Source organism: Pseudomonas koreensis (assembly GCF_024169245.1).
GTDB classification, from domain to species: Bacteria; Pseudomonadota; Gammaproteobacteria; order Pseudomonadales; family Pseudomonadaceae; genus Aquipseudomonas; species Aquipseudomonas koreensis_F.
The window spans coordinates 3,435,790-3,449,478 of record NZ_JALJWP010000001.1; the positions used below are offsets into that span (position 1 = coordinate 3,435,790).

At 60.7% G+C, this 13,689-nt stretch carries 12 protein-coding genes; 10 read left to right on the plus strand and 2 right to left on the minus strand.

Annotation, left to right across the window (positions count from 1 at the left end; genetic code table 11):
- Window positions 1-165 precede the first annotated feature (165 nt).
- The 5 genes from J2Y90_RS15355 (at window position 166) to J2Y90_RS15375 (ending at window position 3,743) form a co-directional block, all read left to right on the plus strand.
- The gene (locus J2Y90_RS15355) at window positions 166-705 is read left to right on the plus strand and encodes a TetR/AcrR family transcriptional regulator (protein ID WP_016773921.1); all 540 of its coding nucleotides are present in this window, start codon (window positions 166-168) and stop codon (window positions 703-705) included.
- 30 nt (window positions 706-735) lie between these two features.
- Window positions 736-1,569 (plus strand): alpha/beta fold hydrolase, encoded by an 834-nt coding sequence (locus J2Y90_RS15360; protein WP_016773922.1) that lies wholly within the window; start codon window positions 736-738, stop codon window positions 1,567-1,569.
- A 46-nt stretch (window positions 1,570-1,615) separates the two neighbouring features.
- Window positions 1,616-2,053 carry an acyl-CoA thioesterase gene (locus J2Y90_RS15365; protein ID WP_122610307.1) on the plus strand — a complete coding sequence of 146 codons (438 nt, stop codon included), beginning with the start codon at window positions 1,616-1,618 and terminating at the stop codon, window positions 2,051-2,053.
- A gap of 167 nt (window positions 2,054-2,220) precedes the next feature.
- A complete protein-coding gene (locus J2Y90_RS15370) occupies window positions 2,221-3,180 on the plus strand; it encodes a tRNA dihydrouridine synthase (RefSeq protein WP_016773924.1) in 960 nt (319 codons plus the stop codon).
- A 119-nt stretch (window positions 3,181-3,299) separates the two neighbouring features.
- On the plus strand, window positions 3,300-3,743 hold the full coding sequence (locus tag J2Y90_RS15375; RefSeq protein ID WP_042609422.1) for an Hsp20 family protein: 444 nt from the start codon (window positions 3,300-3,302) through the stop codon (window positions 3,741-3,743).
- A gap of 49 nt (window positions 3,744-3,792) precedes the next feature.
- On the opposite strand, the gene J2Y90_RS15380 is transcribed toward J2Y90_RS15375, so the two are convergent.
- Both J2Y90_RS15380 and J2Y90_RS15385 read right to left on the minus strand, forming a co-directional pair.
- The gene (locus tag J2Y90_RS15380; RefSeq protein WP_253500706.1) at window positions 3,793-7,071 is read right to left on the minus strand and encodes a PAS domain S-box protein; all 3,279 of its coding nucleotides are present in this window, start codon (window positions 7,069-7,071) and stop codon (window positions 3,793-3,795) included.
- Window positions 7,072-7,135: 64 nt separating this feature from the next.
- Window positions 7,136-8,026, minus strand: a complete 891-nt coding sequence (locus J2Y90_RS15385; protein WP_042609424.1) for a LysR family transcriptional regulator — start codon at window positions 8,024-8,026, stop codon at window positions 7,136-7,138.
- A gap of 139 nt (window positions 8,027-8,165) precedes the next feature.
- Here J2Y90_RS15385 and leuC point away from each other — a divergent pair, with 139 nt between their 5' ends.
- From leuC to asd, 5 genes are all read left to right on the plus strand, one after another.
- On the plus strand, window positions 8,166-9,596 hold the full coding sequence (leuC, locus tag J2Y90_RS15390) for a 3-isopropylmalate dehydratase large subunit (protein ID WP_253500707.1): 1,431 nt from the start codon (window positions 8,166-8,168) through the stop codon (window positions 9,594-9,596).
- A gap of 2 nt (window positions 9,597-9,598) precedes the next feature.
- A complete protein-coding gene (leuD, locus tag J2Y90_RS15395) occupies window positions 9,599-10,243 on the plus strand; it encodes a 3-isopropylmalate dehydratase small subunit (RefSeq protein WP_024012386.1) in 645 nt (214 codons plus the stop codon).
- Between the two features lie 149 nt (window positions 10,244-10,392).
- Window positions 10,393-11,160, plus strand: coding sequence for a class I SAM-dependent methyltransferase (locus J2Y90_RS15400; protein ID WP_253500708.1), 768 nt, complete (start codon window positions 10,393-10,395; stop codon window positions 11,158-11,160).
- Between the two features lie 55 nt (window positions 11,161-11,215).
- Entirely contained in the window at window positions 11,216-12,298 is a 1,083-nt protein-coding gene (leuB, locus tag J2Y90_RS15405) for a 3-isopropylmalate dehydrogenase (RefSeq protein ID WP_253500709.1), read from the plus strand.
- A gap of 66 nt (window positions 12,299-12,364) precedes the next feature.
- Window positions 12,365-13,477, plus strand: a complete 1,113-nt coding sequence (asd, locus tag J2Y90_RS15410; protein ID WP_071171651.1) for an aspartate-semialdehyde dehydrogenase — start codon at window positions 12,365-12,367, stop codon at window positions 13,475-13,477.
- The last annotated feature ends 212 nt before the right edge of the window (window positions 13,478-13,689 follow it).

Below are 13,689 nucleotides of genomic sequence, written 5' to 3' on the forward strand. Positions count from 1 at the left end.
GGATTTTATAAGGGTCATTCAATTATTGAATGGCCCTTTTGTTTGTCTGGCGTTTGGCCAACCTTCCTTTTTCCTTACACTGTGCTTCAGACCAGCGGTCATATACATGACTTGCGGAATATTATTATGCGAATAATATTCTAGTCGTAATATTCGGAGGCAACGATGAACGATAAAAAAGCTCAAACCCGCGAACGCATCCTCAAGGCTGCCAGCGCCGCACTGATCCAGCGTGGCCCGGCCGACCCGAGCGTGGGCGAAGTGATGGGCGCAGCCGGCCTGACGGTTGGCGGCTTCTACGCGCACTTCGAAAGCAAGGACGCGATGATGCTCGAAGCGTTCAAGCAACTGCTGGGCCGGCGTCGCGATCTGATCGCCGACATGGATGCCGATCTGACCGGCGAAGAACGTCGCGCCTTGGTGGCTGCGTTCTACCTGTCGCGCAAGCATCGTGACTCCAGCGAAGCGGCGTGCCCGATCCCAGCCTCGATTGGTGAGCTGGGACGTTTGCCGGAGTCGTTCCGCATCGCTCTGAACGAGCATCTGGAGCTAATGGTCGCGCAACTGGCGGCCAGCCCTGAAGACACCGACAAGGCTCTGGCTGATGTCGCGCTGATGGTAGGTGGTCTGGCCCTCGCCAGGGCGCTGGGTCCGGGAGAGTTATCCGATCGATTGCTGCGCGCTGCCAAGTCGGCGGTGCGTTGACCTGAAGGCAATAAGCCTGAGGAGAGTGCGATGAACGCGTTGAAGTGGGTTCGTGGCGTTAACGGTACCTTGGGCTGGTTTGCACCGAAACTGGTGGCGAGCAAAATGCGCCTGGCGTTCATGACGCCCCGCGCACTGCCGCTACGAGACTGGGAGCTGCCGCTGTTGGCGAGCTCCGAGCGCATCACTTTGCGCTTCGGCCTGTCGGCGCTGCGTTGGGGGCAAGGCCCTACGGTGCTGCTGATGCATGGTTGGGAAGGGCGGCCAACGCAATTCGCTTCGCTGATCAATGCGCTGGTCGACGCAGGCTACACCGTCGTCGCACTCGACGGCCCGGCCCATGGCCGTTCGCCCGGGCGCGAAGCCAACGTGGTGCTGTTCGCCCGCGCCATGCTGGAAGCCGCTGCCGAATTGCCACCGCTGCAAGCGGTTATCGGCCACTCCATGGGTGGCGCCAGCGCGATGCTCGCCGTGCAATTGGGGTTGCGCACCGAAACCCTGGTCAGCATCGCCGCACCGTCGCGCATTCTCGGCGTACTGCGCGGATTCGCGCGCATGGTCGGCATGCCGCCGCGTGCGCGCTCGGCGTTCATTCGTCAGGTCGAGCAGGACGTCGGCATGCGCGCCGCGACGCTTGACGTTGCCCACTATCAACTGGATATGCCCGGCCTGATCGTCCACGCCGAGGACGACAACTTCGTCTCGGTCAAGGAATCGCAACTGATTCACGAGGCCTGGTTCGACAGCCGTCTGCTGAGGCTGGAGAGTGGTGGCCATCAACGGGTGCTGGCCGACCCTCGAGTGATTGATGGCGTGTTATCACTGCTCGCCGGTCGCAGCCTTCAGGCGCGCCAATCGGCCTGAGCTCCGTTACACTGCCCCGGTTGAAAACTTTGACCGGGAGTGGGGCATGGGCTGGGATCGGGCAACGCCGTTTACCATTGATCTGCAAGTAGGTGCCGAGGACATCGACGGGCTCGGGCACGCCAATAACGCCGTGTACGTGACCTGGCTCGAACGCTGCGCCTGGCGCCACTCGCAGCGCCTCGGCCTGGACCTGGTGGAGTACCGGCGTCTGGATCGGGCGATGGCTGTCGTCCGCCACGAAATCGATTACCTGGCCGCGGCTTATGAAGGCGATGAGCTGCAACTGGCGACCTGGATCGTCGACTGGGATCAGCGCCTGAAAATGACCCGGCATTTCCAGCTCAAACGCCCGAGCGACAACGCCACCCTGTTGCGCGCGCAGACCACGTTTGTCTGCATCGAACTGTCGACCGGCAAGCCCAAGCGTATGCCGGCCGAGTTCATCGAAGGCTATGGCCCGGCGATCCTGACTCCAGCCTGACCCGGACCGGTAGGAGCTGCCGAAGGCTGCGATCTTTTGATTTTGCTTTTTGCAAATCAAGATCAAGATCAAAAGATCGCAGCCTTCGGCAGCTCCTACGAGGGATCTGCGGTTTTCTGCGATATCCAGTAAACTGCCGCACGTTTTTTCCTCAAGTAGTGTTCCCCATGCAAATTGCTCTGGCGCCCATGGAGGGGTTGGTCGACGACATCCTGCGCGACGTGCTGACCCGCGTTGGCGGCATCGATTGGTGCGTGACCGAATTCATTCGGGTCAACGACCAGTTGCTCACACCGGCCTACTTCCACAAGTTCGGCCCCGAGCTGCTCAACGGTGCTCGCACCGCGTCCGGCGTGCCGCTGCGCGTGCAGTTGCTCGGTTCCGATCCGGTGTGCCTGGCGGAAAACGCCGCGCTGGCCTGCGAGCTCGGCTCTGAAGTGATCGACCTCAACTTCGGCTGCCCGGCCAAGACCGTCAACAAATCCCGCGGTGGCGCGGTATTGCTCAAGGAGCCGGAGCTGCTCAATCAGATCGTCGAGCACGTGCGTCGCGCCGTACCGGCGCATATCCCGGTCACCGCAAAAATGCGCCTGGGTTTCGACAGTCCTGACGGTTCGCTGGTCTGCGCCACGGCGCTGGCCGAAGGCGGGGCGGAGCACATCGTCGTACATGCGCGGACGAAAATGGACGGCTACAAACCGCCGGCACATTGGGAGTGGATCCCGCGCGTACAAGACGTGGTCAAGGTGCCAGTGTTCGCCAACGGTGATATCTGGAGCGTCGAAGACTGGCGCCGTTGCCGCGAAATCAGTGGTGTCGAAGACATCATGCTCGGTCGGGGGCTGGTCTCCCGCCCGGATCTTGCCCGGCAGATCGCCGCCGCTCGCGCTGGCGAAGAGGTCGTCGAGATGACCTGGGCCGAGCTGATGCCGCTGATTCAGGACTTCTGGCTGCAGGCCAAGGCACAGATGACCGCGCGTCAATCGCCTGGTCGCCTCAAGCAATGGCTGGCCATGCTGACGCGCAACTACCCGGAAGCCGCCGAGCTTTTCACTGTTCTGCGTCGCGAAACCGAGCCGGATCAAGTCTCGCGCTTGCTCGGATTGCCGCTCGTCGAGGCCGCATAAAAAATCTCAAAATATTCTCTTGAAATCAAAACAGCGGTCCCTATCTAAGGGTTACGCGATGCCGAATTCGGGTCGCGGAGACACAAAACCTTGCTGATTGTTTTCAGGAGATTTGAATCATGAGTACTGCATTTTCTCTCGCGCCACTGTTCCGTTCCTCGGTAGGTTTCGACCGTTTCAACGACCTGTTCGAAACCGCGCTGCGTAACGAGCCAGGCAGCAGCTACCCACCCTACAACGTCGAAAAACACGGTGATGACCAATACCGCATCGTCGTTGCGGCCGCCGGTTTCCAGGAAGAAGACCTGGACCTGCAAGTCGAGAAGGGTGTGCTGACCATCAGTGGCGGCAAGCGCGACACCGACGAGAACGTCACGTTCTTGCACCAGGGCATCGCTCAGCGAGCCTTCAAGCTGTCGTTCCGTCTGGCCGATCACATCGAGATCAAGGACGCTGCCCTGCGCAACGGCCTGCTGAGCATCGACCTGCTCCGTGTGATCCCGGAAGAAGCGAAAGCCAAGCGCATCCCGATCAATGGAGCGCAACAGCCTGTCCTGCAATAACGTCGGGCAACAAAAAGGGCGCCAGTGATGGCGCCCTTTTTTGCGTCCGCTATTCGAGCAGAATTTTCAGATCTTCCAACCCCACCGGCCGGCTATGCAGATAGCCTTGATACAAATGGCAGTCCAGCCCCTGCAAAAATGCCAATTGCGCCGCTGTCTCCACGCCCTCCGCAATGACTTCCAGCTCAAGGCTGCGAGCCATCGCGACAATTGCGCGAATGATCTCCGCGACATTGGAGTCGGTGGTCGCATCGCGGATGAACGACTGATCGATTTTCAGCGTGTCGACCGGCAGGCGTTTCAGATAGGTCAGCGATGAATAACCGGTGCCGAAATCGTCCATGGCGAAGCTCACGCCGAGCTTTTTCAGGCGGCGCATTTTGCTGATGGTGTCGTCCAGATTCTGGATGACGATGCCTTCGGTGATTTCCAGTTTCAGCAGCGAACAGGGCAGGCCGTGGCTGGTCATGCTGTGTTCGATGCGTTCGACGAAATCGTTCTGGCGGAACTGCCGCGGACTGATGTTCACGCACAGGCTGAAGTTGAGCGGGTCGACGAGTTTCAGTGCGATCAATTGTTTGAAGGCATTGCAGGCTTCATCGAGTATCCAGGTGCCGACTTCAAGGATCAGGCCGCTGTCTTCCAACACCTTGATGAACTCGGTGGGCGATTGCGCGCCGAGTTCGGGATGGTTCCAGCGCACCAGGGCTTCGGCGCCGATGATGCGGTTGTCGCGGGCATCGACTTGCGGCTGGAAGTGCACGTTGAACTCGCCGCGTGACAGCGCCAGCCGCAGGTCGGTCTCCATGCGCAGGCGTTCGCTGGCCGCTTTCTGCATGGTGTTGTGATACATCTGCGTGGTGTTGCGCCCGGAATCCTTGGCGCGGTACAGGGCGATGTCAGCGCGTTTGAGCAGGTCGGTCGGGGTCGAGCCGTGATCAGGAATCAATGCCACGCCGATGCTCGGCGTCACTTGCAGGCGCTGGCCATCGAGGAACATCGGCTCCGAGAGCAGCTCACGAATGGTGTCGGCCAGCGCGCGCACTTGCTCGCTGACTTCACTGCGCGAACCCTCGAGGCCGCTCAGCAACACCACGAATTCGTCGCCACCGAGGCGCGCCACGGTGTCTTCCATGCGCACGCTGGCTTCGAGCCGCGCGGTGATGATTTTCAGCACGGTGTCGCCGACCGGATGACCGAGGGAATCGTTGATGTGCTTGAAGTGATCGAGATCGAGAAACAGCAAGGCGCCGCGCAGATTGTGGCGCTTGAGCAGAGCGATCTGCTGACTCAGGCGATCCATCAGCAACGCGCGGTTGGGCAGGTTGGTCAGCGGGTCGTGATAGGCCAGATGACGGATCTGCGCTTCGGCGTTTTTCAGCAGGCTGACGTCGCGCGCCGTAAGCAGCAGGCAGGCGGTTTCGTTAAGGGTGATCGGCTCGACCGAAACTTCTACGGTGAGCAATTCGCCGCGCTTGTTGCGCCCGAGCATTTCCTGATGATGCACGCGGCCCTTGATCTGCAGTTCGGCGAGTAGCGTCGAGCGCTGTTTTTCTTCGGCCCAGATCCCCACCTGATAAACGGTTTTACCCACCACTTCGTCGGCGCGATAGCCGGTGAGGCGACAGAAGCCGTCGTTGACCTCCAGATAACGCCCGGTGTCGCGCTCGGTGATGGTGATGGCGTCGGGGCTGGAGTGAAACGCCTTGGCGAATTTTTCTTCACTGGCCTTTAACGCCGCTTCCGAGCGCTGTTGCTGGGTGATATCGCGCAGGGTGGTGACGATGCACGGTTGGTCGCCGACGCTGATCTGTCGACTGGAAATCACGCAGGTCAGCGACTGGCCGTCCTTGTGCTGAACCAGAATCGCGACGTTGCTCAGGCCTTGTTCGCGAATCACCCGTTCGATACGTTGCAGGCTCTTTGCCGAGGCGTCCCACAGGCCGATTTCCTCGGCGGTGTGGCCAATCACATCGGCGGCGCTCCAGCCAAAAGTCTGGCTGAAGCTTGAATTGATCTCAATGAATTCCCCGGTTTCCTGGCGTGTGACGCAGATTGGATCGGGGCTGACCTGAAACAGCGTGGCGAATTTCTCTTCCGACGCCACCAGACGCTGTTCGCGCTCGACCTGATCGGTAATGTCCAGCAACGTGCCGGCCATGCGCAGTGGCGCGCCGTTGTCGTCGCGATAGAGACGAGCGCGGCTTTCCAGATAACGCGAGCTGCCGTCGGGCAATTGCACGCGATAGGTCAGTTGATAGTTGCCGGCCGGACCTTCGCGCAGGCTGCGGTAGGCGTCGCGCATGCTGTCGCGTTCTTCGCCTGGGACGCCTTCGAAAAACTCCTCGAATGATTCATGGAATGGAATCGGCTCCAGCCCGTGCAATTGCGCAGCGCGCGCCGAGCCGTAGAGCATGCCGCTGGGGATGTGCCAGTCCCAGGTGCCCAGTTGCGCCGAATCCAGCGCCAGGTCGAGGCGTTCCTGGCTGTCCTTCAAGGCCAGTTCGGCGGCTTTGCGTTCGGTGGTGTCGAGAAATGTGCTGAGCAGATAGGGCTGGCCTTCGAGCTCGACCTTCTGCGCGCTGAGGATGCCGTCATGCACCTGACCGTTGCTGGCGCGGAACTGCACTTCCATGCTGATCAGTTCGCCCTTGGCCTTGGTTTTCTTTACCAGTTCGGCGCGTTGTTCGGGATGCACCCACAAGCCCAGTTCCAGGGTGGTGCGGCCGATGGCGCTTTGTACCGGCCAGCCGAACAGGCTTTCGAAATACTGATTGGCTTCGCTGATCAGACCGTCCTCCTGACGGGTCAGCAGAACCATGTTCGGGCACAGGTGGAAAAGTGTAGCGAAACGTTTCTCGGAGCTGCTCAGGGCCTGCTCGCGTTGGCGTTGGTGGGTGATTTCGCGAATCACCCCGATCATTCGGGGCCGGCCATTCTTGTCCGGCAACAGGCTGCCGCTGATTTCCAGCCAGTGCAGGCTGCCGTCTGGCCAGCGGATGCGGTGATGCATCGCCTGTTCCAGCGGCGCGCCGGCGATCACTGCGTGGAAGGCGCGCACGGTTTTCGCGCGGTCTTCCGGCGGCAACAGGTCGAGGTACTCAAGGTCGGCGGGCAGCGGCTGCCGTGGATCAAACCCGAACAACGCCTGAGTGCCCCGCGACCAGCTGATCTGCCCGCGCTCGATGTCCCAATACCAGGCACCGAGCCGCGCGCCGTTGAGCGCGGCGAGCAATTGCGGCGCGCTTTCCCAGCTCTGCTCGGAATGGCGCGGATCAACAGCCTGGATTCGCGGCATCGGCGGAATTCGGTCAACAGATTTCGGCATTGTCAGCGGGCCTTGAGCTGAGTGGCGTTAGGCACAGGGGGCGGCTCTATAGGATTAGCACAAGTCAGGCCGGAGTCCCTGGCCGATCGATTTGTGCATCCAGCAGGGCCATGAAGGCTCTTGCTGCGTTCGATAGCGTCCGTTCGGTGTGCAAGATATAGCCTAGCTGGCGAGTGAGCTGTATGCCCGGCAATGCGATGCTTGCCACTTGTTCATCGAGCATGGTGCGCGGCAGCACGCTCCAGGCCAGGCCGATGGAGACCATCATCTTGATGGTTTCCAGGTAGTTGGTGCTCATGGCGATGTTCGGCGTCAGGCCCTGGGCTTCGAACAAACGCTGGACGATGTGATGGGTAAAGGTGTTACCGCCGGGGAAAACTGCCGGATGGCCGGCGATGTCTGCCAGACTGACGGCGCCGTTGTTGATCAGCGAGTGCTCCGGGGCCACGACAAAATCCAGCGGGTCGTCCCACACCGGCGTGGCTTTGACCAGGGTGTGCGGCTCCGGCGCGAGGGTGATGACCGCCAGTTCTGCACGGCCGTGGAGAATTTCTTCATAGGCCACTTCCGAATCGAGGAACTGAATATCCAGCGCGACCTGTGGGTAGCGGCGAGTGAACTCCCTTAATAGAGGAGGCAAGCGGTGCAGGCCGATGTGGTGACTGGTGGCCAGGGTCAGGCGACCGCTGACTTCACCGGTCAGGTTGGTCAGGGCGCGGCGGGTGTCGTCGAGCACATTGAGAATCTGATAAGCCCGTGGCAGCAGGGCGCGGCCGGCCTCGGTCAGACCGACTTCGCGACCGAGGCGATCGAACAGGCGCACCTTTAATTGCTGCTCAAGCCCGGCGATGCGTTTGCTGATCGCCGGTTGGGTCAGGTGCAGGCGTTCGCCCGCGCCGGAGAAGCTGCCGGTCTCGGCGATGGCAATAAAAGCATTGAGGTTAGCCAGATCCATGTCGCATTCCAGTTGGTTATCCAAAGCATAAAAAATATGAATTTGAGTTATTTAATCTAACCCCATAGGATCGGCCTCACAAGCCAAAGGGTTATTGATAAGCCCAGGGCATAGAAACAAGCTGATGAGGAACCGTCTGATGGCCGGCAAAACGCTCTACGACAAGCTCTGGGATTCGCATTTGGTCAAGCAGCGCGACGATGGCTCGGCGCTGATCTACATCGATCGTCACATCATCCACGAAGTGACTTCGCCGCAAGCTTTCGAAGGCTTGCGTCTGGCCGGGCGCAAGCCTTGGCGCATCGATGCCAACATCGCCACCCCGGACCACAACGTACCGACCACCCCGGAACGCAAGGGCGGCATCGAAGCCATTGCCGATCAGGTTTCGCGTTTGCAGGTGCAGACCCTCGACGACAACTGCGATGAATACGGCATCGTCGAGTTCAAGATGAACGACGTTCGCCAGGGCATCGTCCACGTCATCAGCCCGGAGCAGGGCGCGACCTTGCCGGGTATGACGGTAGTCTGCGGCGACTCGCACACCTCCACCCACGGCGCATTCGGTGCATTGGCCCACGGCATCGGCACTTCCGAGGTCGAGCACGTGCTCGCCACGCAGTGCCTGGTCGCCAAAAAAATGAAGAACATGCTGGTGCGCGTCGAAGGCCAATTGCCGTTCGGCGTGACCGCCAAGGACATCGTCCTCGCCGTTATCGGCAAGATCGGCACCGCCGGCGGTAACGGCCATGCCATCGAATTTGCCGGCAGCGCGATCCGTGATCTGTCCGTCGAAGGCCGCATGACCATCTGTAACATGTCCATCGAAGCCGGCGCCCGCGTAGGCTTGGTGGCCGCGGATCAAAAGACCATCGACTACGTCAAGGGTCGTCCATTCGCGCCGAAGGGCGAGCAGTGGGACATGGCCGTCGAAGCCTGGAAAGATCTGGTCTCCGACGCCGATGCCAAATTCGACACCGTGGTCGAGCTGGATGCCGCGCAAATCAAGCCGCAAGTCAGCTGGGGCACTTCCCCGGAAATGGTTTTGGCTGTTGATCAGAACGTACCGGATCCGGCGAAGGAAATGGATCTGGTCAAGCGCGATTCGATTGTCCGCGCCTTGAAATACATGGGTTTGACCGCCAATCAGGCGATCACCGACATTCAGCTTGATCGCGTGTTCATCGGTTCTTGCACCAACTCGCGCATTGAAGACTTGCGCGCCGCTGCGGTAATTGCCAAGGGCCGCAAGGTCGCCTCGACCATCAAGCAGGCGATCGTCGTGCCGGGCTCGGGTCTGGTCAAGGCTCAGGCGGAGGCCGAAGGCCTCGACAAGATTTTCCTCGAAGCCGGTTTCGAGTGGCGCGAGCCGGGTTGCTCGATGTGCCTGGCGATGAACCCGGACCGTTTGGAGTCCGGCGAGCACTGCGCCTCGACTTCCAACCGCAACTTCGAAGGCCGTCAGGGCGCCGGTGGCCGTACCCACCTCGTCAGCCCTGCCATGGCGGCAGCAGCAGCGGTGAACGGCCGTTTCATCGACGTTCGTCAATTGATCCAAGGAGCACAGTAAAGATGAAGGCATTCACTCAGCACACTGGTCTTGTCGCGCCTCTGGATCGTGCCAACGTCGACACCGATCAGATCATTCCCAAGCAGTTTTTGAAGTCGATCAAGCGCACCGGTTTCGGCCCGAACCTGTTCGACGAGTGGCGTTATCTGGATGTCGGCCAGCCGTATCAGGACAACTCCAAGCGCCCGTTGAACAAGGATTTCGTGCTCAACGCCGAGCGTTATCAGGGGGCCAGCGTGTTGCTCGCCCGCGAGAACTTCGGCTGCGGTTCGAGCCGTGAACACGCGCCGTGGGCGCTGGAAGAGTATGGTTTTCGCAGCATCATCGCGCCGAGCTACGCCGACATCTTCTTCAACAACAGTTTCAAGAACGGCCTGCTGCCGATCATCCTCAGCGATGCAGAAGTTGATGAACTGTTTAAGCAGGTTGAAGCCGAGCCGGGTTATCAATTGCAGATCGACCTGCAAGCGCAGACCGTGACCCGCCCGGATGGCAAGGTCTACAGCTTCGAGATCGACGCGTTTCGCAAGCATTGCCTGCTCAATGGTCTGGACGATATCGGCCTGACCTTGCAGGACGGTGATGCGATTGCGACGTTCGAGGCGAAACATCGGGTTAGCCAGCCGTGGTTGTTTCGCGACGCATAAGCATGATTTGGAATTGATGTAGTCAGGGCCGGCCCCTTCGCGAGCAAGCTCGCTCCCACAGGGGGAATGCATTTCAAATGTGGGAGCGAGCTTGCTCGCGAAGGCGGTAGTCCGGGCAATACAAGGCTAAAACCCAGAAGGATGTGACCATGACCAGCACCGCCCAGCACACCCAGGTCGTCCAGAAGCAATTCGGCGAACAGGCCGCCGCTTACCTGAGCAGCGCCGTTCACGCCCAAGGCAGTGAATTCGCAGTGCTGCAGGCTGAGCTGGCCGGGCAGGGCGCGGCACGGGTGCTGGATCTGGGCTGTGGCGCCGGGCATGTCAGTTTTCATGTGGCGCCGCTGGTCAGGGAAGTGGTGGCCTACGACCTGTCGCAGCAAATGCTCGATGTGGTTGCGGGTGCTGCCGTCGATCGCGCTCTGAGCAACATCGTCACCGTCAACGGCGCTGCCGAGCGCCTGCCGTTCGCCGATGGCGAGTTCGATTTTGTGTTCAGTCGTTATTCGGCGCATCACTGGAGCGACCTGGGCCTGGCCTTGCGCGAAGTTCGCCGGGTGCTCAAGCCGGGCGGGGTGGCAGCGTTCGTCGATGTGTTGTCACCGGGCAGTCCGTTGTTCGACACTTACCTGCAAAGCGTTGAAGTGCTGCGTGACACCAGCCATGTCCGCGACTACTCCGCCGCCGAATGGCTGCGCCAGGTCAGCGAAGCCGGTCTGCATGTGCGCAGCACCACGCGCCAGCGCTTGCGTCTGGAGTACCTCAGTTGGGTCGAGCGCATGCGCACGCCCGAGGTGATGCGCGGGGCGATCCGCCAGTTGCAGCAGTCGATGGGCAACGAGGTGCGTGAGTATTTTGAGATAGATGCCGACGGCTCGTTCAGTACCGATGTGATCGTACTGATGGCTGAGCGATAAGAATTTTTCCCGGCGCGCCGTTCACTGGCGCACCGCTTGAAGACACGAGGAAAGCATGAGCAAGCAGATTCTGATTCTCCCGGGTGACGGCATTGGTCCGGAAATCATGGCCGAAGCGGTCAAGGTGCTGGAACTGGCCAACGACAAGTACAGCCTGGGCTTCGAGCTGAGCCACGACGTGATCGGTGGCGCGGCCATCGACAAGCACGGCGTGCCGCTGGCCGACGAAACCCTGGAACGCGCCCGTGCTGCCGATGCTGTGCTGCTGGGCGCGGTCGGTGGCCCGAAATGGGACACCATCGAGCGTGATATCCGCCCTGAGCGCGGTCTGTTGAAGATCCGTGCGCAACTGGGCCTGTTCGGTAACCTGCGCCCGGCGATCCTCTATCCGCAGTTGGCCGACGCGTCGAGCCTGAAACCGGAAATCGTTGCCGGCCTGGACATCCTCATCGTCCGTGAGCTGACCGGCGGCATTTACTTCGGCGCGCCGCGTGGCACCCGTACGCTGGACAATGGCGAGCGTCAGTCCTACGACACCCTGCCGTACAGCGAAAGCGAAATCCGCCGCATCGCCCGTGTCGGTTTCGACATGGCCATGGTCCGTGGCAAGAAGCTCTGCTCGGTGGACAAGGCCAACGTCCTGGCGTCCAGCCAGTTGTGGCGTGAAGTCGTCGAACAAGTGGCGAAGGATTACCCGCAAGTCGAACTGAGCCACATGTACGTCGACAACGCCGCCATGCAACTGGTGCGTGCGCCGAAGCAGTTTGACGTAATCGTCACCGACAACATGTTCGGCGACATCCTCTCCGACGAAGCGTCGATGCTCACCGGCTCCATCGGCATGCTGCCGTCGGCCTCGCTGGACTCCAACAACAAGGGCATGTACGAGCCTTGCCACGGTTCGGCGCCGGACATTGCCGGTCAAGGCATTGCCAACCCGCTGGCAACGATCCTGTCGGTGTCGATGATGCTGCGTTACAGCTTCAATCTGCACGATGCTGCCGATGCCATCGAAAAAGCCGTCAGCGTCGTGCTCGATCAGGGCTTGCGCACCGGCGACATCCACTCGGCCGGTTGTACCAAAGTCGGTACGCAGGAAATGGGCGACGCAGTAGTCGCCGCGCTGCGGAATCTGTAATCTCTCGGGCCCGCTGCGAAATTCAATGCTAAGCAGCGGCCCACTTTTCAAGAAGGTGTAGTTGCGATGAAACGTGTAGGTCTGATCGGTTGGCGCGGGATGGTCGGTTCCGTGCTCATGCAGCGGATGCTGGAAGAGCAGGATTTCGATCTTATCGAGCCGGTGTTTTTCACCACGTCCAATGTCGGTGGCCAGGGCCCGTCCGTGGGCAAGGACATTGCTCCGCTCAAGGACGCTTACAGCATTGACGAGCTGAAGACCCTCGACGTGATCCTGACCTGCCAGGGCGGCGACTACACCAGCGAAGTATTCCCCAAGCTGCGCGAAGCCGGCTGGCAGGGCTACTGGATCGATGCGGCGTCGAGCCTGCGCATGAACGATGACGCGGTGATCATTCTCGACCCGGTCAACCGCAAGGTCATCGACCAGCAGCTGGACGCGGGCACCAAGAACTACATCGGTGGCAACTGCACCGTCAGCCTGATGCTGATGGGCCTGGGCGGTCTGTTCGAAGCCGGTCTGGTCGAGTGGATGAGCGCCATGACGTATCAGGCCGCCTCCGGTGCCGGCGCGCAGAACATGCGTGAACTGATCAAGCAGATGGGCGCGACCCACGCCGCTGTCGCTGATCAACTGGCCGACCCGGCCAGCGCGATTCTCGACATCGACCGTCGTGTTGCCGAGGCCATGCGTAGCGAAGCCTACCCGACCGAAAATTTCGGTGTACCGCTGGCCGGCAGCCTGATCCCGTGGATCGACAAGGAACTGCCGAACGGCCAGAGCCGCGAAGAGTGGAAGGCCCAGGCCGAGACCAACAAGATTCTCGGCCGCTTCAAGAGCCCGATCCCGGTCGACGGCATCTGCGTGCGCATCGGCGCCATGCGCTGCCACAGCCAGGCGCTGACCATCAAGCTCAACAAAGACGTACCGATCGCCGATATCGAAGGGCTGATCAGCCAGCACAACCCTTGGGTCAAACTGGTGCCGAACAACCGCGAGATCAGCATGCAGGAGCTGAGCCCGACCAAGGTCACCGGCACCCTGAATGTCCCGGTCGGCCGTCTGCGCAAGTTGAACATGGGTTCGCAATTCGTCGGTGCCTTCACCGTCGGCGACCAGCTGCTGTGGGGCGCGGCCGAACCGCTGCGGCGCATGCTGCGGATCCTGCTGGAGCGTTGATCGCTTGACGCGATGAAAGAGCCCGCGCCTTGAAAGAGGTGCGGGTTTTTTTATGCCAAGGATTTCTCGGGTGTCTGTACTGCCTTTTTCGCGAGCAAGCTCGCTCCCACAGGGGAATGCATTTCAAATGTGGGAGCGAGCTTGCTCGCGAAGGGGCCGGTACTGACACCGCAAAACCTGCAGAAATTGCCTGTGCGCCACCCACCCGGTAA

Coding starts and splice junctions, on each gene's coding strand:
- J2Y90_RS15370 (WP_016773924.1), top strand. CDS start 2,221: ATGCAAATTGCTCTGGCGCCCATGGAGGGGTTGGTCGACGACATCCTG.
- J2Y90_RS15355 (WP_016773921.1), top strand. CDS start 166: ATGAACGATAAAAAAGCTCAAACCCGCGAACGCATCCTCAAGGCTGCC.
- leuD (WP_024012386.1), top strand. CDS start 9,599: ATGAAGGCATTCACTCAGCACACTGGTCTTGTCGCGCCTCTGGATCGT.
- asd (WP_071171651.1), top strand. CDS start 12,365: ATGAAACGTGTAGGTCTGATCGGTTGGCGCGGGATGGTCGGTTCCGTG.
- J2Y90_RS15385 (WP_042609424.1), bottom strand. CDS start 8,026: ATGGATCTGGCTAACCTCAATGCTTTTATTGCCATCGCCGAGACCGGC.
- J2Y90_RS15380 (WP_253500706.1), bottom strand. CDS start 7,071: ATGCCGAAATCTGTTGACCGAATTCCGCCGATGCCGCGAATCCAGGCT.
- J2Y90_RS15375 (WP_042609422.1), top strand. CDS start 3,300: ATGAGTACTGCATTTTCTCTCGCGCCACTGTTCCGTTCCTCGGTAGGT.
- leuB (WP_253500709.1), top strand. CDS start 11,216: ATGAGCAAGCAGATTCTGATTCTCCCGGGTGACGGCATTGGTCCGGAA.
- J2Y90_RS15365 (WP_122610307.1), top strand. CDS start 1,616: ATGGGCTGGGATCGGGCAACGCCGTTTACCATTGATCTGCAAGTAGGT.
- leuC (WP_253500707.1), top strand. CDS start 8,166: ATGGCCGGCAAAACGCTCTACGACAAGCTCTGGGATTCGCATTTGGTC.
- J2Y90_RS15400 (WP_253500708.1), top strand. CDS start 10,393: ATGACCAGCACCGCCCAGCACACCCAGGTCGTCCAGAAGCAATTCGGC.
- J2Y90_RS15360 (WP_016773922.1), top strand. CDS start 736: ATGAACGCGTTGAAGTGGGTTCGTGGCGTTAACGGTACCTTGGGCTGG.